Below are 25,861 nucleotides of genomic sequence, written 5' to 3'. Positions count from 1 at the left end.
ATGATGGAAGTAACTGCTAAATTACGCGGTGCCGCTATCTCGGCACAAAAGGCACGTTTGGTTGCAGATCTTATTCGCGGCAAATCTGTTGCGCATGCTTTAAATATTTTAAACTTCAGCAATAAAAAAGCTGCTGTTTTAGTAAAAAAAGCATTGGAATCTGCGATTGCAAACGCTGAACACAATAACAGTTTAGATGTTGATGATCTTAAAGTTTCTACGATTTACGTTGATGAAGGCGTTAGCCTTAAACGTATTATGCCACGTGCTAAAGGCCGTGCAGATCGTATTACTAAGCGTACTTGTCACATCACCGTTAAGGTAGGGGTTTGATATGGGTCAGAAGGTTCATCCAATCGGTATCCGCCTAGGTGTTGTGAAACGTCATAACGCTAACTGGTATGCGAGTCCGAAACAATACGCTGAATACTTGCTTAAAGATCTTCAAGTTCGTGAGTTTTTAAATAAAAAACTTAAGAATGCGATGATCAGCAACATTCTTATCGAACGTCCATCAGGCGCTGCTAAAGTAACAATTAGCACAGCTCGTCCTGGTATCGTAATCGGTAAAAAAGGCGAAGATATTGAGAAATTACAGCGCGAACTTACTAGCATTATGGGTGTTCCTGCGCAAGTAAGTATCAACGAAATTGATCGCCCAGACTTAGATGCGCGTTTGGTTGCTGAAGCAATTGCTTCTCAATTAGAAAAGCGTGTAATGTTCCGTCGTGCTATGAAGCGTGCGGTTCAAAACACTATGCGTGCTGGTGCTAAAGGTATCAAAGTTGAAGTGTCTGGCCGTTTAGGTGGTGCAGAGATTGCTCGTACTGAATGGTATCGTGAAGGTCGTGTACCTTTGCATACATTGCGTGCAGACATTGACTATGCAACTGTGCGTGCAGAAACAACTTACGGTACGATTGGTGTTAAAGTTTGGATTTTCCGTGGCGAGATTTTAGGTGGCATGAAACAAGTCATGAACCCTGCTCCTGCTGAAGATCGTCCAGCTAAACGTGGTCGTGGTCGTGGTGAAGGTCAAGAGCGTCGTGGTCGTCGCGGTGACCGTGCTGCTGACAAGGGAGAATAATCCATGTTGCAACCTAAACGTACCAAATTCCGTAAGGTGCACAAAGGCCGTAATACTGGTCTAGCGCATCGTGGTAGTACAGTATCATTTGGTTCGATTGCAATTAAAGCAACTGAACGTGGTCGTATGACTGCGCGTCAGATTGAAGCTGCACGTCGTACTATTAGCCGCCGTATTAAGCGTGGTGGTAAAATCTTTATTCGCGTATTCCCGGATAAGCCAATTACTCAAAAGCCTCTTGAAGTGCGTATGGGTAAAGGTAAGGGTAGCGTGGAATACTGGGTTTGCCAGATCCAACCAGGCAAGATCCTGTACGAAATTGAAGGTGTGAACGAAGAATTAGCGCGTGAAGCATTTGCTTTAGCTGCTGCTAAACTTCCGTTTAAAACCACTATCGTGACTCGGACGGTAATGTAATGAAAACTAAAGATTTACGTGAAAAGTCGGTAGAAGAGTTGAAAGCTTTGCTTGATGAGCAACAGCTTAACCAATTCCGTCTTCGTATGGCGAAAGCAACTGGTCAGTTGGGTAAATCGCACGAAGTGCAAGTTGCTCGTAAGACAATTGCTCGTATTAAGACACTCCTTACCGAAAAACAGGGGAACGGACAATGAGTGAAAAAACAGTCCGCACGTTAACCGGCAAAGTCGTAAGTGACAAAATGGATAAATCTATTGTTGTTCTTATTGAACGCCGCGTTCAACACCCGTTGTATGGCAAGTCAATTCGCCGTTCAACTAAGTTACACGCTCATGATGAGAATAACGTCGCTAAAATTGGTGATGTTGTGACCATTAAAGAAAGCCGCCCAATTTCTAAAACTAAAGCTTGGACTTTAGTGGAAGTAGTTGAAGCAGCTGCTGAGTAATTCGACGTTCTTGTTGCATCATCGGTCAATTTCGAGTACTCTTTGAGCCTTTCGAAATTGTGACCGGTGATGCTCGGTTTTGGAGTAGGGCAATGATTCAAACCGAAACTATGCTCGACGTAGCAGACAACAGTGGTGCTCGCCGCGTACAATGTATTAAAGTACTTGGTGGTTCACATCGTCGTTATGCTTCTGTTGGCGACATTATTAAAGTTACTGTAAAAGAAGCAATCCCACGCGCACGTGTTAAAAAAGGTGACGTGATGAATGCGGTTGTAGTTCGTACTAAATTCGGCATTCGTCGTCCAGATGGTTCTGTGATCCGTTTTGATGATAATGCTGCAGTTATCCTGAACAACAACAAAGCTCCGATTGCTACTCGTATCTTCGGACCAGTGACTCGTGAACTTCGTACTGAACAGTTCATGAAAATCATTTCATTGGCTCCTGAAGTTCTATAAGAGGCAATCATGGCTAAGATTAAAAAAGGCGATCAAGTTATTGTGATCGCAGGTAAAGAAAAAGGCAAACAGGGTACTGTATTGTCTGTTTCTGAAGACCGCGTTAAGGTTGAAGGCCTTAACTTAGTGAAGAAGCATCAAAAGCCGAATCGTGTAACTGGCGCTGAAGGCGGTATTGTTACTCAAGAAGCTTCGCTTCATATTTCAAACGTGGCAATTTTAAATGCTACAACCCAGAAGGCTGACCGTGTTGGTTACCAAGTGATTGATGGCGTGAAAACTCGCGTTTATAAATCAAATGGTGAATCAGTGGCGGTAGCGAAGTAATAGGTTGAAAAGGCGATGGCCAGACTTAAAGCACGTTACAATGATGAACTTAAAGCCAAGTTAAAAGAAGAACTTAGCGTTAAGAACGTGATGGAAATTCCACGCATCACAAAAATCACCCTAAACATGGGTGTAGGCGCAGCTGCAACTGATAAGAAATTATTAGATGGTGCTGTAGTCGACATGCAATTAATTGCTGGTCAAAAACCAGTAATTACACTTGCTCGTAAATCTATCGCAGGTTTTAAAATCCGTGATGGGTGGCCGATTGGTTGTAAAGTTACTTTACGTGGCGACCAAATGTACGAATTCTTGGATCGTTTGATCTCAATCGCAATCCCTCGTATCCGTGACTTCCGTGGTTTCTCTTCGAAATCATTTGATGGTCGTGGTAACTATTCAATGGGTTTGAAAGAGCAAATCGTTTTCCCTGAAATCGATTTCGATAAGATTGATCGTATTCGTGGTATGGATATTACTATTACTACGACTGCTCGCACCGATGACGAAGGCCGTGCGCTTATGCGTGCATTCGGCTTCCCGTTCAAATAAGAGGTCGATATGGCTAAGAAAGGTATGATTAATCGCGAATTGAAACGCGAAAAAACAGTTGCTAAATACGCTGCAAAACGTGCTGAATTAAAAGCTACGATTGCAAATGTAAACGCAACTGAAGAAGAGCGTTTCGAAGCGACGTTAAAGTTACAAGCATTGCCACGTAATGCATCTCCGGTACGTCTTCGTAACCGTTGTGGTTTAACTGGTCGTCCTCATGGTTACTTCCGTAAGTTCGGTTTAAGCCGTAACAAATTACGTGACACAGTAATGCAGGGTGATGTACCAGGCGTTGTTAAGGCAAGCTGGTAAGGAGCGACTAAATGAGTATGCAAGATACCGTTGCCGACATGCTAACACGTGTTCGTAACGCACAAATGGCTAAGAAACAAACTGTTTCTATGCCTTCTTCTAAGTTGAAAGTTGCAATTGCAAACGTTCTTCAACAAGAAGGTTATGTTTCAAATGTAGAAGTTGCTCAAGAAGAGACAAAATCTACTTTGACAATTACTTTAAAATATTTCGAAGGCAAACCAGTTATCGAAGTGGTTAAGCGCGTAAGCCGTCCAGGTCTTCGCCAATACCGCGGTAAAGATAAACTTCCAAGCGTTAAGCAAGGTTTAGGTATTGCAATTGTTTCTACAAGCAAAGGCATCATGACTGATCGCGCTGCACGTGCTGCGGGCGTTGGTGGTGAAGTTATTGCTTTTGTTTCTTAATAGGTGATTCCTCATGTCTCGTGTGGCTAAAGCCCCAGTAACTGTACCGAATGGTGTAACAGTTACTCAGAACGGCCGGCAGGTCGAAGTGAAAGGCAGCAAAGGTACGTTGTCTTTCAACCTGCATGCGCTGGTCGAGCTAAAACAGGAAGAAGGTAAACTTCAACTTGCTCCAGTTAAAGAATCGAAAGATGCTTGGATGCAAGCTGGTACTGCTCGCGCTGTATTGAATAACCTTGTAAAAGGGGTTAGTGAAGGCTTCGAACGTAAGTTGCAGCTAGTTGGTGTTGGTTATAAAGCTGCGGTTAAAGGTACTGTTGTAAACCTTAACCTTGGTTTTTCACACCCAATTGACTACGCTTTACCTGAAAGTGTAACAGCGGAAACTCCAACTGCAACTGAAATCATTTTGAAATCAGCAAACAAGCAGTTGTTAGGTCAAGTAGCGGCAGAAATCCGTGCGTATCGTTCTCCTGAACCATATAAAGGTAAAGGTGTTCGTTATTCGGATGAAGTCATTCTTCGTAAAGAAGCTAAGAAGAAATAAGGCGCGAGGTTCTTATGAACGAAAAGAAACAAACCCGTTTGCGTCGTGCGAAAAGCACACGCTTGCACATCCGTGCATTGGGTGCGACTCGTTTGTGTGTAAACCGCACTCCGCGTCACATCTATGCTCAAGTTATTTCAGCAGATGGTGGCAAAGTTTTAGCTCAAGCTTCAACTTTGGATGCATCTTTACGTAGCGGTACTACAGGTAATGTAGATGCGGCTACTAAAGTAGGTGCTTTAATCGCAGAGCGCGCGAAAGCAGCTGGTGTAACTAAAGTTGCATTTGACCGTTCTGGTTTTAAATATCATGGTCGTATCAAAGCCTTGGCTGATGCTGCTCGTGAAAACGGCTTGGAGTTCTAATCATGGCTAAAGTTGAACAAAACGAAGGTCTTGTTGAAAAGCTGGTTGCCGTTGATCGTGTAGCCAAAGTTGTTAAGGGTGGTCGTATCTTCTCTTTCACAGCATTAACTGTTGTGGGTGATGGTAATGGTCGTGTTGGTTTTGGTCGTGGTAAAGCGCGTGAAGTTCCAGCTGCTATTTCTAAAGCACTTGAAGCTGCACGTCGCAACATGATTACTGTAGACCTTGCAGGTACTACTTTACAACACCCTGTGAATGCTCGTCATGGTGCAAGCCGTGTATACATGCAACCTGCTTCTGAAGGTACTGGCGTAATCGCTGGTGGCGCAATGCGTGCCGTTCTAGAAGCTGCAGGCGTGCATAACGTACTTGCTAAATGTTATGGTTCTACTAATGCTGCTAACGTAGTAAACGCAACTTTCAAAGGTTTGCGTGATATGACTTCTCCTGAGAAAGTCGCTGCGAAACGTGGTAAATCAGTAGCAGAAATTCAAGGGTAATCAATCATGAAAACGATTAAAGTTACCCAGACTAAATCTTCTTCACATCGCTTGAAAAATCACAAGCTTTGCTTACAAGGTTTAGGTCTGCGTCGTATTGGTCATACTGTAGAAGTGCAAGATACGCCTTCTAACCGCGGTATGGTCAACAAAGTCTACTATATGGTTAGTGTAGAGGAATAAGCCATGACTCTGCGTTTAAATGAGCTTGCGCCTGCAGAAGGTGCAAAACGTGAAAACCGTCGTTTAGGCCGTGGTATCGGTTCTGGCGTTGGTAAGACCGGTGGCCGTGGTGTCAAAGGTCAAAAGTCACGTAAAAGTGGTGGCGTTCGTCCAGGCTTTGAAGGCGGTCAAACAGCGATTTATCGTCGTTTGCCTAAATTCGGTTTCACTAGCCAAATCGCTTTAAAAACTGCTGAAGTACGTTTATCTGAGTTAAGCAAAGTTGAAGGCGAAATCGTTAGCCTAGAAACTTTGAAAGCTGCGAATGTTGTTCGTCGTGACCAAATTCGTGCTCGTATCGTACTTTCTGGTGAAATCACTCGTGCATTCACTGTTCAAGGTGTTGCATTGACTAAAGGCGCTAAAGCTGCGATTGAAGCAGCTGGCGGCAAAGTCGAGGAGTAATCTCGAGTGTCTATGTCTCCTAGTTCTTCAGGTCATGTCAACATGATGAAAGGTCAGCCATTTCACGTGAAATATCGTGAAATTATTCGCCGGATGAGTTTTCTAATCGGTGCATTGCTGGTCTTTCGACTAGGAGCGCATATTCCAGTACCAGGCATTAATAATGCTGCGTTAGAAAATTTATTTCATGCGAACCAAGGAACTATTCTTGGGCTATTCAATATGTTTTCTGGCGGTGCTTTAGAGCGAATGTCTATTCTTGCTTTAGGAATTATGCCTTACATTTCTGCATCAATTATTGTGCAGTTAATGTCTACGGTAATTCCTTCACTAGAATCCTTGAAAAAGGAAGGTGAGCAAGGTAAGCGTAAAATTAATCAATATACGCGTCAGGGTACATTATTGCTTGCAGTGGTTCAGGCAGTTGGTATGTGCGCAGGTTTGATTGGTCAGGGTATTACTCTGTCAGTTGGTCTTGAGTTTTATATACCAGCAGTTACATCACTTGTCGCTGGAACTATGTTCTTAATGTGGCTAGGTGAACAAATCACTGAAAGAGGTATTGGTAACGGTATCTCAATGATTATTTTTGCTGGTATTGTTTCTGGTTTGCCTAAATTAATTATGCAATCAGTTTCATCAGTAGATAATGGTCAGACAAGCTTAATAGGTCTTGTGATCTTTGGTCTTTTGTCTTTAGGTGTGTTGGCTGCCATTGTGTTTATTGAAAAAGCACAACGTCGTATTCCAGTAAACTATGCACAAAAGCAGCAAGGTCGTCGTATATTTACGGCACAGCAGACACATTTGCCATTGAAAATTAATATGGCTGGTGTGATTCCTGCGATTTTTGCAAGTTCTTTACTATTGTTCCCAGCGAGTCTTGGACAATGGGTAGGAAGTGCAGATGCAAATGCTGGATTAATTAAGCGTAGCTTACAAGATTTAGCTTTAGTATTGTCGCCTGGACAGCCTTTGTATTTGGTGCTCTTTGGTGCGTTAATTATCTTTTTCTGTTACTTTTATACGGCTTTAGTATTTAGCCCTAAGGAAGTATCAGAAAATCTAAAACGCAGCGGAGCTTATGTGCCTGGTATTCGCCCAGGTGAGCAAACTGCTCGTTACTTAGATCATATTCTTAATCGTTTGACGTTTATTGGTGCGATTTATATTACGGTCATTTGTTTAATGCCAATGATTCTACAAAGTTCTTTTGGGATCCCATTCTCTTTGGGTGGTACATCATTACTAATCGTAGTTGTCGTTGTTATGGACTTTATGGCTCAGCTACAAGCGCACTTAACATCTCATCAATATGATAATCAAACATTAATGAGAAAAACGACTGCTCATCCTAAGGGATAAGCGCACTTAGAGGTTTCATCATGAAAGTACAAGCTTCTGTAAAGAAAATTTGTGGTAGCTGTAAAGTTATCCGTCGTAATGGGGTTATTCGCGTAATTTGTAGCGCAGAACCTCGTCATAAGCAGCGTCAAGGTTAATCTAATCAAGACCTGTTGATTTCAGTAGGCGAATTGGGTTAATATCCGCCCCTCAAGATTTTGTGGGGCGGTTGATTATCTCTACTGCCTTTTTGGAGAAAGTGAATGGCTCGTATTGCCGGTGTAAACATTCCGGATAACAAGCATGCTGTTATCTCCCTCACTTACATCTTTGGTGTCGGTCGCCATACTGCTAAGAATATCTTAACAGCAGTTGGTATTACTGAAACTACTAAGATCCGTGAGTTGGACGATGCTCAGCTTGATGCGATTCGTGCAGAAGTTGCTAAGGTTCCTACCGAAGGTGACTTACGTCGCGAAATTTCCATGAACATTAAACGTTTAATGGATTTGGGTTGCTATCGCGGCCTTCGCCATCGTCGCAGCTTGCCTGTCCGTGGTCAACGCACCAAAACTAACGCACGTACCCGTAAAGGTCCGCGCAAACCGATTAAAAAGTAAGATTTCTGGAAGCTAAAAGATGGCTAAAGATACTCGCACACGCAAGAAGGTCACCCGTACCGTCTCTGAAGGTGTTGCACACATTCACGCGTCTTTTAATAACACCATTGTTACGATTACTGATCGTCAAGGTAATGCATTGGCTTGGGCCACCTCTGGTGGACAAGGCTTCCGTGGTTCACGTAAATCAACTCCGTTTGCTGCTCAGGTAGCTGCTGAAGTTGCTGGTAAAGCAGCTTTAGATTACGGTTTGAAAAATCTGGATGTCCTTGTAAAAGGTCCTGGTCCAGGTCGTGAGTCTGCGGTTCGTGCATTAGGCGCAGTGGGTTATAAAATTAACAGCATTACCGATGTGACGCCAATTCCTCACAACGGTTGCCGTCCACCTAAAAAACGTCGCGTGTAAGGAGAAACATTCATGGCTCGTTATATTGGTCCAAAATGCAAACTCTCTCGCCGCGAAGGGACAGACCTGCAACTTAAATCTGGCGTTAAACCATTTGACGTCAAAACTAAAAAAGCTAACAAAGCACCTGGTCAACATGGTCAGGCACGCGGTGGTAAGCAATCTGAGTATTCACTACAATTACGTGAAAAACAAAAAGTCCGTCGTATTTACGGTGTGTTAGAACGTCAATTTAGTAACTACTATAAAGAAGCAGCTCGTGTTAAAGGCGCAACAGGTGAGAACTTGTTGAAATTGCTTGAAAGCCGTCTTGATAACGTTGTTTATCGCATGGGTTTTGGTTCTACACGTGCAGAAGCTCGTCAGTTAGTAAGTCACCGTAGCATTACTTTGAATGGTCGTCGTGTAAACATCGCATCTATTCAAGTTAAAGCTGGTGATGTAATTGCGGTTCACGAAGGTGCTAAACAACAATTGCGTATTAAAAACGCGATTGAGTTAGCTGCACAACGTGGTATTCCAGCTTGGATGGATGTTGATCATTCTAAGCTTGAAGGTACGTTTAAAGCTGCACCAGATCGTGCTGATTTACCTGCTGAAATCAATGAAAGCTTGATTGTAGAATTGTATTCTAAATAATCCTTGAGGTAGCAATAATGACGCGTACTGCAAACGAGTTTCTAACTCCGCAAGCGATCAAGGTCGAAGCGGTTAGCGGGACCTCGGCAAAAGTGATTCTAGAACCTTTAGAGCGTGGTTTTGGCCATACTCTAGGGAATGCTTTACGTCGCATTCTATTGTCTTCTTTACCTGGCGCTGCTGTGGTTGAAGTTGAGATAGAAGGTGTCGAGCACGAGTACAGTACTTTAGAAGGCTTGCAGCAGGACATCGTCGAGCTCTTGCTGAACCTAAAAGGATTGTCTATTAAGCTGTTCGATCAAAATGAAGCATATTTAACATTAGAGAAACAAGGTCCTGGCGAAATTACTGCTGCTGACCTTCGTTTACCTCATAATGTTGAAGTGGTTAATCCAGAACATTTAATAGGTACTTTGAGTGCTTCAGGCTCATTAAAAATGCGCTTGAAGGTTGCTCAAGGTCGTGGTTATGAAACATCTGATTCTCGTTTCCCTGAAGGTGAAACACGTCCTGTTGGTCGTTTGCAATTAGATGCTTCTTATAGCCCGATTAAGCGTGTTTCTTACACCGTTGAAAATGCGCGTGTAGAACAACGTACCGATTTAGATAAACTGGTAATCGACCTCGAGACAAATGGAACGGTTGATCCTGAAGAAGCAATCCGCAAAGCGGCAACAATCTTGCAACAACAAATTGCAATTTTTGTTGATCTTCAGAAAGACCAAACTCCAGTTGCTCAAGAGCCTCGTGAAGAAGTTGACCCAATCTTGCTTCGCCCAGTAGATGATCTAGAGCTTACTGTTCGTTCTGCTAACTGTTTGAAAGCAGAAAATATTTACTACATTGGTGATCTTGTTCAACGTACTGAAGTTGAGTTGTTAAAAACTCCTAACCTTGGTAAAAAATCGTTAACAGAGATCAAAGATGTTTTGGCATCGAAAGGCTTACAACTCGGTATGCGTCTTGAAAACTGGCCACCAGCTAGTCTTCGTATGGACGACCGTTTTGCCTATCGTAGCCGTTAATTAAGTAGGACTATCACCATGCGTCATCGTAATAGTGGTGTGAAATTAGGCCGTACAAGCAGCCATCGTAAAGCGATGTTCCAAAACATGGCTAATTCTTTATTTGAACACGAGTTGATCAAAACAACTGTGCCTAAAGCTAAAGAATTACGTCGTGTTGCTGAGCCTTTAATCACTCTAGCAAAAAACGATACTGTAGCAAATCGTCGTTTAGCATTTGCTCGTACTCGTAATGCTGCAACTGTAGGTAAATTATTTACAGTACTTGGCCCTCGTTACAAAGAACGTAACGGCGGTTATCTACGTGTTCTTAAAGCGGGCTTCCGTGCTGGTGATGCAGCGCCGATGGCTTACGTTGAGCTTGTAGATCGTGAAGTGAATACTTCAGCTGAATAATTGATTTTATTCAAAAAAGACCGGTTTTATACCGGTCTTTTTTATTTTTGTTAATTGATAAAATTATAAAAATGTCCCCAAGTGACATAAAAAAACGGATAAACGGTCAAACTTGACATTGTGTATTGTCAAAATTGTGCTTTAATAAACTTATATTCTCAACAATGGGTATAAAAATAAAATGGAAAAGCAAGTTGATATTTTAATCATTGGCGCAGGTATCTCAGGAATTGGAATTGCTGCCCATTTATCAAAAAATTCTCCACAACGCGAATTTGAAATTTTAGAGCGTCGTGAATCTTTTGGTGGAACATGGGATCTTTTCCGTTATCCAGGCATTCGCTCAGATTCAGATATGTCCACATTTGGTTTTAATTTTAAACCATGGTGTAAAGCGAATGTATTAGCTGATGGTGCTTCTATTAAAGGGTATTTGGGCGAAGTCATTGATGAATATAAATTAAAAGAAAAAATTCACTTTGGTCATCGTGTGCTTTCTGCTAATTATGATTCTGAATCAAAGAAATGGCAGGTTGTAATTGAAGATGGTAAGAAAAAACAACAGACTTGGATTGCTAATTTTGTTGTAGGTTGTACTGGTTATTATAATTATGATCAGGGATATGCTCCTTCTTTCCCAAATCAAGAAGCTTTTAAAGGGCAGCTTATTCACCCACAGCATTGGCCTGAGAATTTAGATTACACAGGCAAAAAAGTCGTTATTATTGGTAGTGGCGCAACTGCAATTACTTTAGTACCGGCAATGGCTAAAGGTGGCGCTGGTCATGTCACTATGTTGCAGCGTTCACCAACGTATATTGCTAGTGTACCGTCTATCGACTTCGTTTATGAAAAAACGCGTAAATTTATGTCTGAAGAAACAGCTTATAAATTTACCCGCGCACGTAATATTGGTATGCAGCGCGCTATTTATGCGTTATCGCAGAAACATCCAAAGACTGTTCGTCGTTTACTCTTAAAAGCAATTGAAGTGCAGTTGAAGGGTAAGGTAGATATGAAGCATTTTACACCTTCGTATAACCCTTGGGATCAACGTTTGTGTGTGGTACCTGATGGCGATTTGTTTAAAATTTTGCGTGAAGGTAAAGCAAGCGTAGAAACTGATCAGATTGAGAAATTTACCGAAAAAGGTATTTTACTTAAATCTGGTAAACACCTTGATGCTGATATTATTGTTTCTGCAACAGGCTTACAAGTTCAGATTATGGGTGGTGTTCAGGCGACTATTGATGGGAAAGCAATTAATTCATCTGAGCATATGCTTTATAACGGTGTGATGTTAAGTGATGTACCAAACATGGCTATGATTATTGGTTATGTAAATGCATCGTGGACCCTTAAAGTTGATATCGCTGCGGAATATATTTGTCGCTTGTTAAATTATATGGATAAAAATCACTATGATGAAGTGATTCCATCTGGTGATAAAACTGAAATGGAAGAAGATACTGTAATGGGTAAATTGTCTTCAGGTTATATTAGCCGTGCGGCCCATGAACTTCCAAAACAGGGTAAGCATGCTCCATGGCAAGTGACTAATAACTATTTAGAAGATAGAAAGTCGCTGAAAAATTCAAAATTTGAAGATGGTGTTTTACATTTTCATAAACGTTCAGAAACTAATGAGCGTAAGCCAAAATTAGTATCTTAATAGGTATTAGATAAATAAAAGGGGCGTAATGCCCCTTTTCTTATGAAGGTATTAAAGTGTTCTTGAAATTAACTCTTTCATAATTTCATTAGTACCTGCATAAATTCGATTTGCGCGGTGATCAATGTATGCCCGTGCAATTGGATATTCAAGCATGTAACCATAACCACCATGTAATTGAAGACACTCATCTACAATTTTTGAGAACATGTCTGAAATTTTATATTTAGCAGCTGCGGCAGCTTCCACACTCAATTTTTCTTCAAGTTGTAATTCCATACAACGGTCTAAATAAGTACGGCAGAAATCTATTTCTGTTCTCAGTTCAGCAAGTTTAAAACGCGTATTTTGAAAAGCACCAATATGTTTGCCAAATGCTTTACGGTCTTTTGTGTATTGAACCGTATGTGCAAATGCTGCTTCAGCGCCTGCCTGACAAATAATAGCAACTAGCATTCGTTCCCAAGCTAACTCTTTCATGAGCATAATAAAGCCCATGCCCTCCATACCTAAAAGATTTTCTTTAGGAACACGGACATTATCGAAAAACAATTCGCAGGTATCTTGGCCTTTCATTCCAATTTTATTAAGAGGCTTACCTTTGCTAAAACCAGCTCGGTCTGCTTCAACAATAATGAGTGATAAGTTCGCTGAACCTTTGTCGTTATTGCCAGTTTTACAAACGACTACGACCATGTCACATAAATAACCATTAGTAATGAAAATCTTTGAACCATTAATCACATAATCATCACCATCAAGAACGGCTGTGGTTCTTACTGCTTGTAAATCAGAACCAGTGCCTGGCTCAGTCATGGCAATAGCTGTGACCACTTCTCCTGTTGCCATCTTCGGTAGCCACTTTTGTTTTTGTTCTTCATTACCAAAGTTATTCACGTAATTGGCAACAATATCTGAATGCAAAGAGAAGCCCGTACTAGAGTCCATAGCATAAGCTTGTTCTTCGATTAAGATCATACTGTACAGGCGGTCTACTCCGGAACCACCATATTGTTCTGGCATTGTGGTACACAAGAGGCCTAATTCTCCAGCCTTATTCCAAAGATCGCGATCAACATGTTGCTGTTTTTCATATTTTTCAATATTGGGAACAACTTCTTTTTCATAAAATTTACGAACTGTTTCGCGGAAGGCCTCATGCTCTTCGTTAAATAGTTGTCTCGGTAACATATTTGGAATGGGACGGATAGCACCAGATTGCATTTGTATTTCTTCCTTGGTTCAGGTGTGATGTTATGAACTTAAACATACGGAAGCCTTGCTTATGTAACAATGTGATGAATGCTCAATTATGAGTACAAGATGATAAATTTGGTCAATTTGATATTTTTAGCGATCTTTGGAATGTGATCAGGTAAACTAAGCGCACTATCAACGCAGATGGGGAAATAAATGTCTGACGAAATGACCTTGGAAGAACGTAAAGTAATTTATCGAGCACGCCGCGGCTTAAAAGAAATTGACGTCTATTTTGACCCTTATGTAAAAAACTATTATCTAAAAGCGGATTCGGCAGAGAAGGCCTTATTTGCAGAGTTAGTTGAACAAGAAGATCCTGATTTACTAGATTGGTTCATGGAAGTTTCTGAACCTCCACGCACAGAGTTACGTGAATTTATTTATAAATTAAAACAGTACGTTCATGGCTAAACTGTTTTGATAAAAGAATTTAATTTTGAGCTGAAATATAGTCGTTTCTCGATAATATTTCAGCTTTTTATTGGCTTGAGTTTAGCCATCCTATTTTATCAATTGTTATCACCCATTTGGTGGTTGATTGCTTTCATCCTTTTATTTATTAGTTTTCTATTTTTTTTAAGACAATCACAAATTTCTCAAATTGCATATTTAGACCAAAAATCGTGGTCAATTGCATACTCCTCGCAAAAGATAATTTCTCGTGTGGAAATTTCTAAAATAATTGATTATCAGTTGTTTATGGTTATTTATTTTGAGGGGGCATCCATAAAGGTAGCCATAATTTGGTTTGATCAACTTCCTTTACTGTATTGGAAAAAGTTAAAAGTCTTACAGAAACTTCATTAATTGTTAGACAATTCTACATTTGTATATTTATTTAAAAATTATAAAAAACAATAATTTAATCTTTATTTTTTTGCTTGAGTTTAGGATTGTCTAATTAAAAATTAGAAAAAAGCTAAGGAAATACAATTGTCTGACAATTTCACCTATGGGTATCTAGTTGATCGGTTAAAGTACAAACACCAACGTAAAGTGTGTCGGAGGTCTCAAAATGGAGATGCCAACATGGTCGTTCTTGGTCATTGCCATCATTTTGGCAGTGGTGATCGGAAGAGCAGGAACTTTACTCAGGGAACATCTTAACAAAGTTAATTTTAACAAAGTTAAGAGACAGAGGATGCAAGGTCGTCGATCAGTCAATTATTAAATTGGTTAGTCGATTAATTTCATCAAGTGTCCAGTTTATAACTGGGTGCGATTGTAGTAAAGGAGGTCTCTCATGGAGATTTCAATGTGGATGTTTCTGTTAATTGCAGTGCTTATGGCTGTGGTAGTAGGAAGAGCAGGAACTTTACTTAAGGATTATCTAGAACAAAAATAATATAAGCCGTTAAAAGCTTATCTCAGTTAATAAGTAGCATGTGCTGAACCGTCGCAATGCTACTTTTTTTTGCCTAAAATTTCTGTTTTCTGAAAAAACTGTCAATTTTATCTACTGTGAAGTATGTCAAAGTATAAGCGCGACAATTAGAGTAATTACTCTTTTATTCAAGATATGCATCTGCTAATGTACATCTGAAAAGGAAAAAACAAATTACATAGAGGACAGGAAGATGTCTAAAGTCCAAAAAATAAGCCAAGGTTTGGCGGTAAGTTTGCTTGCAGCTTCAGTTTTATCAGGTTGTTCATACGTCGTGAAAACCGGAGCAAATGTTGCTTTAGGTTTTACGGAAAAGCACGTCGTTCCACCTATTTTAGCAATGCAAGATGCTGAAATGGTTTGTAATACGGGTAGTGCATTAACACCTGCAATTATGTCTACCAAAGGTATGGGTGCAGATCCAACTCGTGTTGCTGTATTAATGTATGCCGCATCAGGTGTATGTGCGGAAAATCAAGCGTTAGAACAGGAATTACGTTATTTACGTGCATCAAAAGCGGGTCAAGTAACCGAAGCTCAAGATGCTCGTATTGCACAGAAACGTTGGGCAGCAATTGCTGCTGAGCGTCAATATACGGGCTATAAATTGTTCGCTGACCGTTGGGAATCTAAATATAAATATCATTTAGGTGATTCTTGCCCAACGATGCGCAGTGATACTGATCAAACTGTTTATTTACTTGGAATGATTAGTGGCCTTCAGGCTGTAACCAACGACATTAACTCTGGTGGTGCAGTCAATGTTCCAAAAGATATCGCTGCTATTGTAGAGCGCGGCATGGTTTGTCTAGATAATGAAAAATTCTGGGGCGCACCTAACGCAACACGTGCTGTTATTTGGACCTTACTGCCTGGGGCTGATGAAGGGAAACCTGACCCATATCAAACTTTAAAACAGTCAGTTCAAATTGGTGAACAAAAGGGTGTTCGCCTGTCCCATGCTTTGTATGCGGTAGCTGCCCAAGCAAGTGGTGATGATGCAAAAATCCGTGATGCATTAAGATCATATGCCGCATCTCAAGCTGATGATAAGCCTGTCAATCCGAACTTTAAGTTAATCGATAGTATGGCTGGACTTATTGTACGTGGTATTTCTGACCGTTACTGGACTGAGCATACAGGTGTGCGTACCGGAGATGATGGTATGTCACATTTCTGGGATGATAAGAATGAAGGTGCAGCAGAGTTAGATGAATTGTTTGATGGAGGGGCCGCATCTGAAGCTCCTGCAGACTCATCTGCTCCACCAGCAGCGCAGTAAAAATATTTGAAAGGTTAACTTCTTGCGAGACTGTTGTTAAGTTTTACAATGGTAGCAAGAAGTTTAATTTCAAGGAGTGTGCCATGAAGGATCATGTACTGAATCATAAAGTGCTTTTGGTCGCAGTGTGCATTTCTGTGTCTGCCTGTCTACAGGTGTTTCCTGATACATTTATTTATTGGCGTGAAAGCCTACTTGGCGAATTCTGGCGTTTGTGGACAGCGCACTGGGTACACGTTGGGTGGATTCATTTCCTTTTAAATATGATGGCATTCGCCTGTTTGCCTTTTATCTTCCCGCATACCAAAGCGTGGCATCTTTTAAGTCTGCTTCTGCTTTTGCCACCGTTCATTAGTCTGGTGTTCTATTTCTATTTGCCTTATATCGAAGCGTATGCGGGGCTGTCTGGTGTGTTACATGGGCTCTATACAGCAGTTGCTTTAGTTTACTTGCAATATCGTAAAGAACGGAATTTTGCTTTTCTGGTTTTAGGATTAATTATTGCAAAACTGATATGGGAAAATACCTTTGGGCAAACAGGAACGGCTCAGTTAATAGGAAGCCCAGTTTTAACTGAAGCTCATCTCTATGGCGCGATTGGTGGCGCAGTTTTTGGGGGATGCTATTGGCTGGTACAGAGATTAAAAAAGAAATATTGACAATACGAACTGTTAAAAAAGTGATTTTAGTCATTCTTTATTAATAAAGTTTGATGCAAATTTGATCGTTGAATAAAGGGATTGGTAGAAGGGGTATGGATTTAACCCCTGACCAAGAAAATTGCATGACTTAAGTCTTTGTTTTTTAAGGATTTGAGAGAACAAAATTGGAATATTTATGCAAGAATATCAAGAAAAAAGATCTGGATTAGGTCTGCTGGGTTATATCTGGAACGAATGGATCTCAACATTTGTCATCCTCACTCTGCTATTAATGACTTTAATAATTGGTACCGGGGAAATGATCCACGGACAATTATTACGTATCGGGGAGCGTCTTTATGGTGACCCTGCTATAGGCATGCAATATTCATTTTTGCGTGCTGAACCTGAAAAGCCGACTTGTGATCGACATCCAAATATCGATGCCCAAGTAAAAGAACAAATGAAAGCGAATGCATCTGATGATTTTTCGAGTTTCTTTGGTGCAGCATCGGAAAGTGATGTCCGTGCATCGCTACTCGCTGCGCAGCAACAATGTGACGAGAAATATCAGGCATATGACAAGACAATTAAATATATCGAAGCTAACCCAGGGGTGCGTACTTACCGTGCTGTCGAAACAGGTTTCTTTGGTATTTTTAAATTTGGTACAGAAAATCGCGCAATTTTACTGATTTTTATGGTTTTGATTTCTGCGATTACAGCATCGTTAAAATTTCACCATATTGGCTTACGTAATCCGGCAACAAAAATAGATTACAAAGTCTATTCCATCTTTATGGTGGTTGCTAATGCGCTACTCAGTTTCTCTGTAATTAGCCAGTATCGTTCAGTTATTAATTCTGGGGTAACACCAACCTACGAAACAGTAACTATTTACTGGATATGGATGATTCTATTTGTTGTTCTGACTTTAATTAGTCTTTATCAACTATTTGTTTCACCTCCACCAAAACGTGAAGGCGGCAATATTGGCTTAGCCTTACTAAGCGTGCCTTTATATGCTTATATGGGGTTGATTACGGGTATCGTATTCACATTCTTTATGGATTATCCAATGGGGCAAGGGATTTACCTTGGTTTATTGGTTGAGTTTTCAGGTATTTTCTTAAACCTTGCCTTGTTTATTTGGGCAGGTATGCTCCTAACTCAAACACGTGTTATGGATTTATTCCTTAATGTGCTTCGTCCATGGAATTTGGCACCAGAAACCTTAACATGGTTAATTCTAATTGCAGCTGCGGTACCAACGGCTTATACAGGCGCATCAGGTATCTTCGTTATCGCAGCGGGTGCAATTATTTATAAAGAAGTTTGGAATGCGGGTGCTCGCCGTCAATATGCTTTGGCTGTATCTGCAATGTCAGGTTCTTTAGGTGTGGTTGTACGTCCATGCTTACTGGTCGTTTTAATTGCCATGCTTGATAGCCGTCATGTAACGTCCGATGAATTGTTTGGCCATGGTATTTATGTATTTTGGCTAACAGCATTTATTTTCTTGGGTGTGTCATTACTATTGGCTGAAGAAAAATTCCGCGTGAATTCACCAAAAGTAGCGATTCCGGGTATGTTACGTGCCTTTGTACCCGTGATTCCATACATTCTGATTACTGTTGTTGTTCTTGCGATCTATAAATATGCGCTAGACACAGGAATGAATGAATTTACTGCACCAGTAATTTTGCCATTAGTCCTGATCGCAATGATCTTGTATGACAAATTGGTGTCTACAAAAGAAGCTCCTGCAATCAATATTCATGAAGCAATTGTTCGTGAACATGAACAAAAATCACCATTCTTGCAGTCACATGATCCGCATAGTTCTCAATACCGTCTTGGTTTTGGTGGAGCCCTTCGTTTTGCAACCTCAGAAACAGTCGGCCATATTGGTGCACTAATTATCTTGATGGCATTGTCTGCAAGTGTAGGTGGTTTAATTGAACGTTCCGAAGTGGTTGAATTATTGCCGACTCATTTAGGCAGTATCTATATATCACTGGCATGTATTGCACTATTGCTTGCCATTATTGGTATGTGTACCGATCCATTTGGTGCTGTAATTTTAGTTGCTGCAACCATTGCGCCTGTGGCATACGAAAATGGTATTCATCCAATTCACTTCTGGATGATTGTATTAGTTGCATTCGAGTTTGGTTATGTAACGCCACCAGTTGCCTTGAACCATCTACTCACGCGGTTGTCCGTCGGAGATGATGAAGTTAATGCGGCGGATGCTGAAGCGAAAGAGAAATATACAAGTTTCTACTTCCGTTATGAGCGCTGGTTACTACCAATTATTGTCTTGTTCTCATCATTGGTATTGGTTACTTATGTACCGTATGTGTTCAAGTTATTCGATTGGTATAAATAACTTAAATTAAAATATCTGTTATACAAAAAAGCCCTCCTAAATGAAGGGCTTTTTTAGTAGTAGAATTCAGTAAATTTAGGAAAAAGATGACTAGAATTATTTTAATTAGAATAAAAAAGCTAAAGATGAATAACTTTAGCTTTTTAAGTTCCCATTGAAAAATTATTGCTGTTTGAGCTGAGCTTCAAGCAATTTAACTTGTTCTTCTTTGAGTTTTGTTAATTGATCTGCATCTGCATGCTGAGCTTTTAATGAACTTTCTTGATCTTGCAACTGACGGTGGATGTCATCGAGTTTAGACACTTCTTCTTTAGCTAAAGATTCTTGAGCAGGTACAGGCTGTTTAAGTACATCTTCATTCACCAGTTGTTGTGAAATCGCAGCCTCTGCTATGGGTTCAGAACCTGATGATGGATCATTGGTTTTAGCAGGCGCAGGTGTCGAAACAGGATGAGGATCAACCATTGGTGTGGATGACTCGGTTTTTTTGAAAAACCATTGTGCAGCGAAAAAAAGCACTACGAGAATGCTTAAGCCCCCAATTAAAATCCACAATAGTTTTGAGTTTTGTTTTCTTTGTAGTGGCATCTCTAAGACCTTTAGTCAGGACGACGAGGCTTGAACTGTATTACTCCAACTTCATCAGGTACAGCAGGTGCCTCAGGCTCATCAATATGAGTCGGACGATTTTCGCTATAACCGCATTCGATACATTCAATCCATTCGTCTTCAGCGGTGGTTAGCATGACAATCCGATCTGTTGCTTCACATTTTGGACATTTAGCCCCAGCAATGAAACGTTTTTTCATCTTTATCACCCTAACCACACGATCAATTTAGGCCCATAGTTTAAGCGGTTTTGCTGTCATTCGTCCAACCTTGATGACGTAACAATGCATCAATTTTAGGTTCACGGCCACGGAAATTAACAAATGCTTCAAGAGCAGTGTCTTTTCCACCTACAGCTAAAATCGCCTGACGGAATTCTTTACCCGTTTGAGTATTGAAAATGCCTTCATGTTCAAAACGGTCAAATGCATCGCTAGCTAACACTTCTGCCCATTTGTAAGAGTAATAACCAGCCGCATAACCACCAGCAAAAATATGGCTGAAGCTATGTTGGAAACGGTTGTATCCGACAGTAGGAACGACAGCATATTGGCTACGTATTTCATTTAAAGTCTGCTGAATTTGCTCACTGTTCAGTGCTGGTGTTTTCGTGTGAATTGTTAAATCAAACAAGGCAAATTCAAGTTGACGTAAAGTCTGCATGCCAGATTGGAAGAAGCGGGCATTTAATAAAGCATCGAGTAATTCTTGCGGTAAGGTCTGTTTACTCTCAATGTGCTCACTTAATACATCTAGACTTTCTTTATCCCAAGACCAGAATTCCATGAACTGACTTGGAAGTTCTACCGCATCCCAAGCAACACCATGAGTACCTGCAACCGAAATGTTATCTACTTCGGTCAACATGTGATGTAAACCATGTCCAAACTCATGGAATAAGGTGATGACTTCATCATGAGTCAGTAAAGCAGGCTGATCACCTACTGGAGGTGTAAAGTTACATACCATGTAGCAAATTGGTTTTTGTAAGCCGTGAAGAGTCTGCATGCGTGAGCGGAAACCGTTCATCCATGCACCACCACGTTTGCCTGTACGTGCATAGATGTCAAAGAAGAATCCACCAATAACTTGGCCTTGGTCTTCTAATTCAAAATAACGTGCATCTGGGTGCCAGACAGGTGCTTGTCGCTCAATGATGTTAATACCATATAAGCGTTGTACGATCTGGAATAATCCTTGAATGACTTTAGGCGCAGGGAAGTAAGGTTTTAACGCTTCTTGAGATAAGTTGAACTGTTGTTGTTTAAGCTTTTCAGAATAATAAGTGGTATCCCAAGGTTGAAGTTCATCGACACCATCTTGTTTGGCAATATCTCGAAGTTCAGCAACTTCTTGGAGAGCAGGGGCACGTGCATGTTCGGCTAGATCCACCAAAAACTCATGTACTGTTTTTACATCTGGCGCCATCTTGCTTGCAAGAGAATATTCAGCATAATTATTGAAACCGAGTAGCTTCGCCATTTCTTGACGAAGACTCAAAATTTCTTCCATAATTTTACTGTTATCAAATTCAGCTTGCTCAGATTGATCAGAAGCACGAGTCACATACGCTCTGTAAAGTTCTTCACGTAATGCTCGATCATCTGCATAAGTCATAATGGCAAAGTAAGCGGGGAAGTCCAGAGTTGCTACAGCTTGATCGAGTTCACGTTGTTTACCGTACTGTTTTAATAACTCAATATTACTTTCTGGAAGGCCTTTTAGCTCAGCTTCTGTAAGTGGTTTAAAGTAAGCTTGTGTTGCATCAAGTACATGGTTAGAAAAATCAGAAGAAATTTGTGACAAACGTGCAGAAATCTCTGCATAACGTTTTTTCTCTTCGCCCTCTAAAGCCACACCTGAAAGTTTAAAATCACGTAAAGCAAGGCGAATAGCACTTTGTTGGGCTGGACTAAGAGACGTATAGCCCTGACCATCATGGATATGTTGATACGTTTGATAGAGCGCCGTGTGTTGACCAAGCTGAGTATAGTATTCACTCAACGCTGGTAATAACGATTGATAGACTTCTCTGGTTTCAGCATTGTTCATCACCGCGTTTAAATGCGATAAAACACCCCATGATTCACTGAGGTTATTTTCAAGTGTATCGACTTGTTCAAGTACGGCAAGTTGTTGAACGGTATCGCTAGGTACAACTGTAAGCGTATTTAAAAATTCTTGACCTGCTTGAATCGCTTGTTGGATGTCTTCTTTTAAATTTTCTAATTCAATTTGATCAAAACGCGGAGTTGGTAAGGTCGCTTGTTGAAAAGTCATTGCTGTTAGCCACATTATTTTTTAAACATGGTATTAGATGTAGGTCCTGTCAGGTAGGAAATCAAGTTTAATTTGCAAAATAAGCTTTTTAAAAAGAAATAAGCTCCAAATCGGAGCTTATTTCTAAACTGACAACATATATTGTTTAATTATTCAGCCTTTGATTTTGCATTCGCCTTTTTCTTTTTGGGCTTAGACTTTTTCTTTACTTTTTCTGGTTTACTTTCGGCTTTCGCAGAAGTTTTTTTACCAGGTTTTTTAGTATAAGAACTAGGCTTGGCTTTTTCTTTCTTTTTGTGAACAGGCTTTTCGCCATCACTACTTGTTGGTTTGCTAAAAACTTCTTCAGTTGCCTGTGAAGATGTTTTGGTTGTGCGTGGAGCTCGGCTACGAACTACTCGTCCTGCATGTGTGACTTGTTGAAGAAGTTGGAAGTCAATTTTACGTTCTTCAAGATTTACGCCAGCAACCTGAATTTTAACTTCATCACCTAAACCAAAAACTTGACCTCTATTTTGGCCTACAAGATTTTGACTCGCTTGGTCATAAATAAAGAAGTCATCACCGAGTTGGCTAATATGAATCATGCCATCGACATATAAGTCTTTTAGTGTCACGAACAAACCAAATTCAGTTACGGCACTTACGATACCAATGAATTCCTCGCCTAAATGCTGTTGCATATAGTGACATTTCAACCAAGTCGTTACACTACGAGATGCTTCATCTGCACGGCGTTCAGTTTTAGAGAAATGTTCACCAGCGTCATCTAGTGCAGCACCAGAAAGTGGAGAAGGTTTTTGTTTTAGATGAGCTTTAATGGCACGGTGTAACAATAGATCTGGGTAACGACGGATTGGCGAAGTGAAATGCGTATAGGCTTCATAAGCCAAACCATAGTGCCCCGCATTTTTTGCGCCATAATAAGCTTGCATCATCGAACGTAATAGCACGGCATGAATGCTTGGTGCATCAATACGATCTTTAGTTGCCTCAATTACTCGTTGATAATCTGCTTGAGTTGGTTGGTCAGGGAAGGGTAGACCAAGTAATTTAACAAAGTCTTTTACTTTCTGAATACGTGAAAACTCAGGAGCTTCATGTACGCGATACAACATTGGAATATCATTTTCTAATGCATATTCAGCAGCAGCGACGTTAGCAAGCAACATGCACTCTTCAATGAGCTTATGTGCTTCATTACGTGTACGGGGCAAAATTTCTTTAATCCCGCCTAGCTCATCAAAAGTCATGTACGTTTCAATGGTTTCAAATTCCATTGCATGACGATCGGCACGTAAGTTTTTCAAAATTTGATAAAGCTGGAAAAGCGTATTTAAGGATTTATGAACATCGCGATCTTTTGGAATCGCATCTGTTGCGCCTTCAAAATATTGTGCTACTTGGGTATAGGTCAAACGCGCTTTTGAGTGCATAACCGATGGATAAAACTCAAAGCCAGTTACACGGCCTGTACGAGAGAGTTTAAGGTCACAGACCATACATAAACGGTCTACATGCGGATTCAGAGAGCACAGACCATTTGATAAGGCCTCTGGCAGCATTGGTAATACAAAGTGAGGGAAGTATACAGAAGTACCTCGTTCCTCAGCTTCTTCATTGAGGGCTGAGTCTAAGCGTACATAATGACTTACGTCGGCAATTGCCACCACAACACGGTAACCACCACCCGGACGTTTTTCTGCATAAACTGCATCGTCAAAATCGCGTGCATCTTCACCATCAATCGTAACTAATGCTAAATCTCTTAAATCAATGCGGCCTTCACGGTCTTGAGCTGATGGCTCTTTAAAGCTTTCAGCTTCTTTTAATACCTGATCTGGAAACTCATATGGCAAACCAAATTCAAGAATGGTTTGTGGAATGATAATTTCTGTATCAGCTTTATCGGCCATAGACTGAATAATATGCGCCGTTGAAAACTCTTCGCGGGTCGGATAGCTATCAATTGCAACACGTAGCATATCGCCAACATTTGCTTCAGCGTGTTTTACGAGTTCTTTTTCTAAAGGAATAGGTTGGTGCTGATTAGGACTGTTGGGTTGAATAAAATATTCGCCATCATGAACTGACAATTTACCGATCATTTGTTTGACGCGATGTTGTAAAACTTCTGTAATAAAACCCCAAGGTTTACCTTTACGGTCTACTGAAGTCTGGCGGACTTTAACTCGGTCGCCATTAAATACTAAACGTAATTCACGTTCAGGAAGTAAAAGGTCAGTTTGACCATCAATATGTGCTGTACCTAAACCTTTACTATTAATATAAACAGTTGCTTCATATGTTGGTTGATCTGCCACCAACTGAAATTTAAAACCGTCTTTCATGATTTGACCATCACGAACCATAGCACTTAAACGATGACTTAACGCTTCGATACTTTTTTGGTCATGAATATTAAAATGATCGACAAGCTCTGCATGAGATTGTGGTGTTTGCACCTGCTCCAATGTATCTAAAATAAGAGTACGGCTTGGAATAGGATTGTCATAACGTTCAGCTTCAGCTTTCGCTTCAGGGTCAGCCCAGTTTTTTGTCATGTCGTTTGGTTTCACGCTTGGCAGATAAGTTTAGCATAAGCCATGCAGACCCGAACTGCACGTTTAGGTTTGCAATAATGTGTTATGCACTACAGTATTTTGATGAAGAAATAATATCTATCTTAACAAGCGTTTGATCGAAAAAGACGAAAATAATGAGTAAATTGCTTAAAAAGTAATTCATTGAACTAAAAAACAAGAAAATTTCAGTATGATGACTTGATCAATGTGGTTTTAGTTTGTATTATGGCGGCTCGTTCCGGTGAGGTGGATGAGTGGCTGAAATCACTTCCCTGCTAAGGAAGCATACCTATTACTGGTATCGAGGGTTCGAATCCCTCTCTCACCGCCATTACTTAATGCGCTCATAGCTCAGCTGGATAGAGCACTTGGCTACGAACTAAGGGGTCGGGAGTTCGAATCTCTCTGAGCGCACCAAGTAAAATAGAACGAATCGCTGAAAGGCACACAAGTTACGCGCTCATAGCTCAGCTGGATAGAGCACTTGGCTACGAACTAAGGGGTCGGGAGTTCGAATCTCTCTGAGCGCACCAACTTGAAGAATTAACCGCTTTTATAGCGGTTTTTTTGTGCTTGTTTTTTAGTAATTTTAAAAAAATCTAAATTTATAACTTTTTAATTATATTAGAGATAATCATAAATGAATCTAGCTTTATTTGATTTTGATGGCACGATCACTCACAACGACACATTTAGCTTATTTCTTAAGTTTTCGTTGAATAGAAAAACTCAAATCGTCGGTGGTATCCGACTTGCGCCGTATATAGCAGGTTATAAACTTGGTTGGGTAACGGATAAAACTATTCGGACTAAGCTCTGTCAGGTAGGGTATGTAGGCTATGATGCGAACTCCATAAAATATATGGGACAAGAGTTTGCTAAAAAGGTGCTTCCTACATGCGTTCGTGAAAATGCTTTGGAGCGTATTCTCTGGCATAAAGAGCAAGGTGATCAGATTGTTGTTGTATCTGCATCATTAGGCGTTTATTTAGAAAGTTGGTGCCATTCTTTAGGTTTAGATGTTATATGCAATCAACTTGAAATACATAATGGTATTTTAACAGGTCATTTTATTGATGGTGATTGTGGTTATTTAGAAAAAGTAAATAGAATAAAAAATAAATATGATTTAAGCCAATATTCTACAATTTATGCCTATGGTGATACGCCTAATGATTATGCAATGTTAGAGTTAGCACATAAAAAATATTATAGATGGCAAGAGATTGATTAGTATTAATTAATATTTAAAACTATATTAAGGCAGAAA

33 protein-coding genes, 3 tRNA genes and 1 pseudogene are annotated in these 25,861 nt (G+C 40.4%); 32 read left to right on the top strand and 5 right to left on the bottom strand.

Annotation, left to right across the window (positions count from 1 at the left end):
* The first annotated feature begins 3 nt into the window (after positions 1-3).
* The 23 genes and pseudogenes from rplV to ACLBWE_RS02460 all read left to right on the top strand — a co-directional run bounded on the left by rplV (position 4) and on the right by ACLBWE_RS02460 (position 12,158).
* Complete coding sequence (gene rplV, locus ACLBWE_RS02570; RefSeq protein WP_004639524.1) at positions 4-333, top strand: 50S ribosomal protein L22; 330 nt, start codon at positions 4-6, stop codon at positions 331-333.
* A 1-nt stretch (position 334) separates the two neighbouring features.
* A pseudogene (rpsC, locus tag ACLBWE_RS02565) lies at positions 335-1,151 on the top strand (30S ribosomal protein S3).
* Complete coding sequence (gene rplP, locus ACLBWE_RS02560; protein ID WP_002049688.1) at positions 1,091-1,504, top strand: 50S ribosomal protein L16; 414 nt, start codon at positions 1,091-1,093, stop codon at positions 1,502-1,504. The pseudogene rpsC and the gene rplP overlap by 61 nt, the downstream one beginning before the upstream one ends.
* Complete coding sequence (rpmC, locus tag ACLBWE_RS02555) at positions 1,504-1,701, top strand: 50S ribosomal protein L29 (protein ID WP_000849928.1); 198 nt, start codon at positions 1,504-1,506, stop codon at positions 1,699-1,701. The genes rplP and rpmC overlap by 1 nt, the downstream gene beginning before the upstream one ends.
* Complete coding sequence (gene rpsQ, locus ACLBWE_RS02550; RefSeq protein WP_001291845.1) at positions 1,698-1,955, top strand: 30S ribosomal protein S17; 258 nt, start codon at positions 1,698-1,700, stop codon at positions 1,953-1,955. Before rpmC ends, rpsQ begins: the two co-directional genes overlap by 4 nt.
* A 92-nt stretch (positions 1,956-2,047) precedes the next feature.
* On the top strand, positions 2,048-2,416 hold the full coding sequence (gene rplN / locus ACLBWE_RS02545; protein ID WP_001982634.1) for a 50S ribosomal protein L14: 369 nt from the start codon (positions 2,048-2,050) through the stop codon (positions 2,414-2,416).
* 9 nt (positions 2,417-2,425) lie between these two features.
* Positions 2,426-2,743, top strand: coding sequence for a 50S ribosomal protein L24 (rplX, locus tag ACLBWE_RS02540; RefSeq protein WP_002116820.1), 318 nt, complete (start codon positions 2,426-2,428; stop codon positions 2,741-2,743).
* Positions 2,744-2,758: 15 nt separating this feature from the next.
* On the top strand, positions 2,759-3,295 hold the full coding sequence (gene rplE / locus ACLBWE_RS02535) for a 50S ribosomal protein L5 (protein WP_003653658.1): 537 nt from the start codon (positions 2,759-2,761) through the stop codon (positions 3,293-3,295).
* Between the two features lie 9 nt (positions 3,296-3,304).
* Positions 3,305-3,610, top strand: a complete 306-nt coding sequence (gene rpsN / locus ACLBWE_RS02530) for a 30S ribosomal protein S14 (RefSeq protein ID WP_003653657.1) — start codon at positions 3,305-3,307, stop codon at positions 3,608-3,610.
* An 11-nt stretch (positions 3,611-3,621) separates the two neighbouring features.
* Positions 3,622-4,017, top strand: a complete 396-nt coding sequence (gene rpsH, locus ACLBWE_RS02525) for a 30S ribosomal protein S8 (protein WP_003653656.1) — start codon at positions 3,622-3,624, stop codon at positions 4,015-4,017.
* A 13-nt stretch (positions 4,018-4,030) separates the two neighbouring features.
* Positions 4,031-4,564, top strand: coding sequence for a 50S ribosomal protein L6 (rplF, locus tag ACLBWE_RS02520; protein WP_003653655.1), 534 nt, complete (start codon positions 4,031-4,033; stop codon positions 4,562-4,564).
* 14 nt (positions 4,565-4,578) lie between these two features.
* Positions 4,579-4,929, top strand: a complete 351-nt coding sequence (gene rplR / locus ACLBWE_RS02515) for a 50S ribosomal protein L18 (RefSeq protein ID WP_003653654.1) — start codon at positions 4,579-4,581, stop codon at positions 4,927-4,929.
* A gap of 2 nt (positions 4,930-4,931) precedes the next feature.
* Positions 4,932-5,429, top strand: coding sequence for a 30S ribosomal protein S5 (gene rpsE, locus ACLBWE_RS02510; RefSeq protein WP_003653653.1), 498 nt, complete (start codon positions 4,932-4,934; stop codon positions 5,427-5,429).
* Between the two features lie 6 nt (positions 5,430-5,435).
* Complete coding sequence (rpmD, locus tag ACLBWE_RS02505) at positions 5,436-5,612, top strand: 50S ribosomal protein L30 (RefSeq protein WP_003653652.1); 177 nt, start codon at positions 5,436-5,438, stop codon at positions 5,610-5,612.
* Between the two features lie 3 nt (positions 5,613-5,615).
* Positions 5,616-6,056, top strand: a complete 441-nt coding sequence (gene rplO, locus ACLBWE_RS02500) for a 50S ribosomal protein L15 (RefSeq protein ID WP_348948798.1) — start codon at positions 5,616-5,618, stop codon at positions 6,054-6,056.
* A gap of 45 nt (positions 6,057-6,101) precedes the next feature.
* Positions 6,102-7,421: a preprotein translocase subunit SecY gene (secY, locus tag ACLBWE_RS02495; RefSeq protein ID WP_170834093.1), complete on the top strand. Its 1,320-nt coding sequence runs from the start codon at positions 6,102-6,104 to the stop codon at positions 7,419-7,421.
* A 20-nt stretch (positions 7,422-7,441) separates the two neighbouring features.
* Complete coding sequence (rpmJ, locus tag ACLBWE_RS02490; protein ID WP_000867907.1) at positions 7,442-7,558, top strand: 50S ribosomal protein L36; 117 nt, start codon at positions 7,442-7,444, stop codon at positions 7,556-7,558.
* A 105-nt stretch (positions 7,559-7,663) separates the two neighbouring features.
* Positions 7,664-8,020, top strand: a complete 357-nt coding sequence (gene rpsM / locus ACLBWE_RS02485; RefSeq protein ID WP_003653646.1) for a 30S ribosomal protein S13 — start codon at positions 7,664-7,666, stop codon at positions 8,018-8,020.
* Between the two features lie 19 nt (positions 8,021-8,039).
* Complete coding sequence (gene rpsK / locus ACLBWE_RS02480) at positions 8,040-8,426, top strand: 30S ribosomal protein S11 (RefSeq protein ID WP_001040166.1); 387 nt, start codon at positions 8,040-8,042, stop codon at positions 8,424-8,426.
* A gap of 12 nt (positions 8,427-8,438) precedes the next feature.
* On the top strand, positions 8,439-9,065 hold the full coding sequence (gene rpsD, locus ACLBWE_RS02475) for a 30S ribosomal protein S4 (RefSeq protein WP_003653643.1): 627 nt from the start codon (positions 8,439-8,441) through the stop codon (positions 9,063-9,065).
* A gap of 17 nt (positions 9,066-9,082) precedes the next feature.
* A complete protein-coding gene (locus tag ACLBWE_RS02470; protein ID WP_003653641.1) occupies positions 9,083-10,090 on the top strand; it encodes a DNA-directed RNA polymerase subunit alpha in 1,008 nt (335 codons plus the stop codon).
* Between the two features lie 18 nt (positions 10,091-10,108).
* A complete protein-coding gene (rplQ, locus tag ACLBWE_RS02465) occupies positions 10,109-10,486 on the top strand; it encodes a 50S ribosomal protein L17 (RefSeq protein WP_004934563.1) in 378 nt (125 codons plus the stop codon).
* A 181-nt stretch (positions 10,487-10,667) separates the two neighbouring features.
* Positions 10,668-12,158, top strand: coding sequence for a flavin-containing monooxygenase (locus tag ACLBWE_RS02460; protein WP_348948802.1), 1,491 nt, complete (start codon positions 10,668-10,670; stop codon positions 12,156-12,158).
* Positions 12,159-12,209: 51 nt separating this feature from the next.
* Here the strand turns inward: ACLBWE_RS02460 and ACLBWE_RS02455 are convergent, their stop codons facing one another.
* Positions 12,210-13,382 (bottom strand): acyl-CoA dehydrogenase family protein, encoded by a 1,173-nt coding sequence (locus ACLBWE_RS02455; RefSeq protein ID WP_017388309.1) that lies wholly within the window; start codon positions 13,380-13,382, stop codon positions 12,210-12,212.
* 189 nt (positions 13,383-13,571) lie between these two features.
* Between ACLBWE_RS02455 and ACLBWE_RS02450 the strand changes: the two genes are divergently transcribed.
* The 5 genes from ACLBWE_RS02450 (at position 13,572) to ACLBWE_RS02430 (ending at position 19,117) form a co-directional block, all read left to right on the top strand.
* Positions 13,572-13,829, top strand: coding sequence for an FAD assembly factor SdhE (locus ACLBWE_RS02450; RefSeq protein ID WP_017388310.1), 258 nt, complete (start codon positions 13,572-13,574; stop codon positions 13,827-13,829).
* A gap of 6 nt (positions 13,830-13,835) precedes the next feature.
* Complete coding sequence (locus ACLBWE_RS02445) at positions 13,836-14,225, top strand: hypothetical protein (protein ID WP_348948805.1); 390 nt, start codon at positions 13,836-13,838, stop codon at positions 14,223-14,225.
* A gap of 770 nt (positions 14,226-14,995) precedes the next feature.
* Complete coding sequence (locus ACLBWE_RS02440; RefSeq protein WP_003653630.1) at positions 14,996-16,084, top strand: hypothetical protein; 1,089 nt, start codon at positions 14,996-14,998, stop codon at positions 16,082-16,084.
* Between the two features lie 83 nt (positions 16,085-16,167).
* Positions 16,168-16,743 carry a rhombosortase gene (rrtA, locus tag ACLBWE_RS02435; RefSeq protein WP_004639503.1) on the top strand — a complete coding sequence of 192 codons (576 nt, stop codon included), beginning with the start codon at positions 16,168-16,170 and terminating at the stop codon, positions 16,741-16,743.
* 178 nt (positions 16,744-16,921) lie between these two features.
* Positions 16,922-19,117 carry a TRAP transporter large permease subunit gene (locus ACLBWE_RS02430; protein ID WP_348948809.1) on the top strand — a complete coding sequence of 732 codons (2,196 nt, stop codon included), beginning with the start codon at positions 16,922-16,924 and terminating at the stop codon, positions 19,115-19,117.
* Between the two features lie 162 nt (positions 19,118-19,279).
* Here ACLBWE_RS02430 and ACLBWE_RS02425 read toward each other — a convergent pair whose 3' ends face one another.
* The 4 genes from ACLBWE_RS02425 to rnr form a co-directional block, all read right to left on the bottom strand.
* On the bottom strand, positions 19,280-19,705 hold the full coding sequence (locus ACLBWE_RS02425) for a hypothetical protein (RefSeq protein WP_447601001.1): 426 nt from the start codon (positions 19,703-19,705) through the stop codon (positions 19,280-19,282).
* Between the two features lie 11 nt (positions 19,706-19,716).
* Entirely contained in the window at positions 19,717-19,926 is a 210-nt protein-coding gene (locus ACLBWE_RS02420) for a YheV family putative zinc ribbon protein (RefSeq protein ID WP_004639498.1), read from the bottom strand.
* A gap of 40 nt (positions 19,927-19,966) precedes the next feature.
* Positions 19,967-22,021 carry a M3 family metallopeptidase gene (locus ACLBWE_RS02415; RefSeq protein WP_447600998.1) on the bottom strand — a complete coding sequence of 685 codons (2,055 nt, stop codon included), beginning with the start codon at positions 22,019-22,021 and terminating at the stop codon, positions 19,967-19,969.
* A gap of 134 nt (positions 22,022-22,155) precedes the next feature.
* Positions 22,156-24,570, bottom strand: a complete 2,415-nt coding sequence (rnr, locus tag ACLBWE_RS02410) for a ribonuclease R (RefSeq protein ID WP_447600996.1) — start codon at positions 24,568-24,570, stop codon at positions 22,156-22,158.
* A 261-nt stretch (positions 24,571-24,831) separates the two neighbouring features.
* Here rnr and ACLBWE_RS02405 point away from each other — a divergent pair.
* The 4 genes from ACLBWE_RS02405 (at position 24,832) to ACLBWE_RS02390 (ending at position 25,825) form a co-directional block, all read left to right on the top strand.
* Positions 24,832-24,922 (top strand) — tRNA-Ser (locus tag ACLBWE_RS02405).
* Between the two features lie 9 nt (positions 24,923-24,931).
* A tRNA-Arg gene (locus tag ACLBWE_RS02400) sits at positions 24,932-25,008 on the top strand.
* Positions 25,009-25,047: 39 nt separating this feature from the next.
* A tRNA-Arg gene (locus tag ACLBWE_RS02395) sits at positions 25,048-25,124 on the top strand.
* A gap of 107 nt (positions 25,125-25,231) precedes the next feature.
* Complete coding sequence (locus ACLBWE_RS02390; RefSeq protein WP_198496974.1) at positions 25,232-25,825, top strand: HAD-IB family hydrolase; 594 nt, start codon at positions 25,232-25,234, stop codon at positions 25,823-25,825.
* The last annotated feature ends 36 nt before the right edge of the window (positions 25,826-25,861 follow it).

This window comes from Acinetobacter sp. M5A5_2a, assembly GCF_053345265.1.
Note: the sequence above shows the minus strand (reverse complement) of the source record. Positions and strands in the feature narration are given on the sequence as shown.

Coding starts and splice junctions, on each gene's coding strand:
- rplV (WP_004639524.1), top strand. CDS start 4: ATGGAAGTAACTGCTAAATTACGCGGTGCCGCTATCTCGGCACAAAAG.
- rplP (WP_002049688.1), top strand. CDS start 1,091: ATGTTGCAACCTAAACGTACCAAATTCCGTAAGGTGCACAAAGGCCGT.
- rpmC (WP_000849928.1), top strand. CDS start 1,504: ATGAAAACTAAAGATTTACGTGAAAAGTCGGTAGAAGAGTTGAAAGCT.
- rpsQ (WP_001291845.1), top strand. CDS start 1,698: ATGAGTGAAAAAACAGTCCGCACGTTAACCGGCAAAGTCGTAAGTGAC.
- rplN (WP_001982634.1), top strand. CDS start 2,048: ATGATTCAAACCGAAACTATGCTCGACGTAGCAGACAACAGTGGTGCT.
- rplX (WP_002116820.1), top strand. CDS start 2,426: ATGGCTAAGATTAAAAAAGGCGATCAAGTTATTGTGATCGCAGGTAAA.
- rplE (WP_003653658.1), top strand. CDS start 2,759: ATGGCCAGACTTAAAGCACGTTACAATGATGAACTTAAAGCCAAGTTA.
- rpsN (WP_003653657.1), top strand. CDS start 3,305: ATGGCTAAGAAAGGTATGATTAATCGCGAATTGAAACGCGAAAAAACA.
- rpsH (WP_003653656.1), top strand. CDS start 3,622: ATGAGTATGCAAGATACCGTTGCCGACATGCTAACACGTGTTCGTAAC.
- rplF (WP_003653655.1), top strand. CDS start 4,031: ATGTCTCGTGTGGCTAAAGCCCCAGTAACTGTACCGAATGGTGTAACA.
- rplR (WP_003653654.1), top strand. CDS start 4,579: ATGAACGAAAAGAAACAAACCCGTTTGCGTCGTGCGAAAAGCACACGC.
- rpsE (WP_003653653.1), top strand. CDS start 4,932: ATGGCTAAAGTTGAACAAAACGAAGGTCTTGTTGAAAAGCTGGTTGCC.
- rpmD (WP_003653652.1), top strand. CDS start 5,436: ATGAAAACGATTAAAGTTACCCAGACTAAATCTTCTTCACATCGCTTG.
- rplO (WP_348948798.1), top strand. CDS start 5,616: ATGACTCTGCGTTTAAATGAGCTTGCGCCTGCAGAAGGTGCAAAACGT.
- secY (WP_170834093.1), top strand. CDS start 6,102: ATGAAAGGTCAGCCATTTCACGTGAAATATCGTGAAATTATTCGCCGG.
- rpmJ (WP_000867907.1), top strand. CDS start 7,442: ATGAAAGTACAAGCTTCTGTAAAGAAAATTTGTGGTAGCTGTAAAGTT.
- rpsM (WP_003653646.1), top strand. CDS start 7,664: ATGGCTCGTATTGCCGGTGTAAACATTCCGGATAACAAGCATGCTGTT.
- rpsK (WP_001040166.1), top strand. CDS start 8,040: ATGGCTAAAGATACTCGCACACGCAAGAAGGTCACCCGTACCGTCTCT.
- rpsD (WP_003653643.1), top strand. CDS start 8,439: ATGGCTCGTTATATTGGTCCAAAATGCAAACTCTCTCGCCGCGAAGGG.
- ACLBWE_RS02470 (WP_003653641.1), top strand. CDS start 9,083: ATGACGCGTACTGCAAACGAGTTTCTAACTCCGCAAGCGATCAAGGTC.
- rplQ (WP_004934563.1), top strand. CDS start 10,109: ATGCGTCATCGTAATAGTGGTGTGAAATTAGGCCGTACAAGCAGCCAT.
- ACLBWE_RS02460 (WP_348948802.1), top strand. CDS start 10,668: ATGGAAAAGCAAGTTGATATTTTAATCATTGGCGCAGGTATCTCAGGA.
- ACLBWE_RS02455 (WP_017388309.1), bottom strand. CDS start 13,382: ATGCAATCTGGTGCTATCCGTCCCATTCCAAATATGTTACCGAGACAA.
- ACLBWE_RS02450 (WP_017388310.1), top strand. CDS start 13,572: ATGTCTGACGAAATGACCTTGGAAGAACGTAAAGTAATTTATCGAGCA.
- ACLBWE_RS02440 (WP_003653630.1), top strand. CDS start 14,996: ATGTCTAAAGTCCAAAAAATAAGCCAAGGTTTGGCGGTAAGTTTGCTT.
- rrtA (WP_004639503.1), top strand. CDS start 16,168: ATGAAGGATCATGTACTGAATCATAAAGTGCTTTTGGTCGCAGTGTGC.
- ACLBWE_RS02430 (WP_348948809.1), top strand. CDS start 16,922: ATGCAAGAATATCAAGAAAAAAGATCTGGATTAGGTCTGCTGGGTTAT.
- ACLBWE_RS02425 (WP_447601001.1), bottom strand. CDS start 19,705: ATGCCACTACAAAGAAAACAAAACTCAAAACTATTGTGGATTTTAATT.
- ACLBWE_RS02420 (WP_004639498.1), bottom strand. CDS start 19,926: ATGAAAAAACGTTTCATTGCTGGGGCTAAATGTCCAAAATGTGAAGCA.
- ACLBWE_RS02415 (WP_447600998.1), bottom strand. CDS start 22,021: ATGTGGCTAACAGCAATGACTTTTCAACAAGCGACCTTACCAACTCCG.
- rnr (WP_447600996.1), bottom strand. CDS start 24,570: ATGACAAAAAACTGGGCTGACCCTGAAGCGAAAGCTGAAGCTGAACGT.
- ACLBWE_RS02390 (WP_198496974.1), top strand. CDS start 25,232: ATGAATCTAGCTTTATTTGATTTTGATGGCACGATCACTCACAACGAC.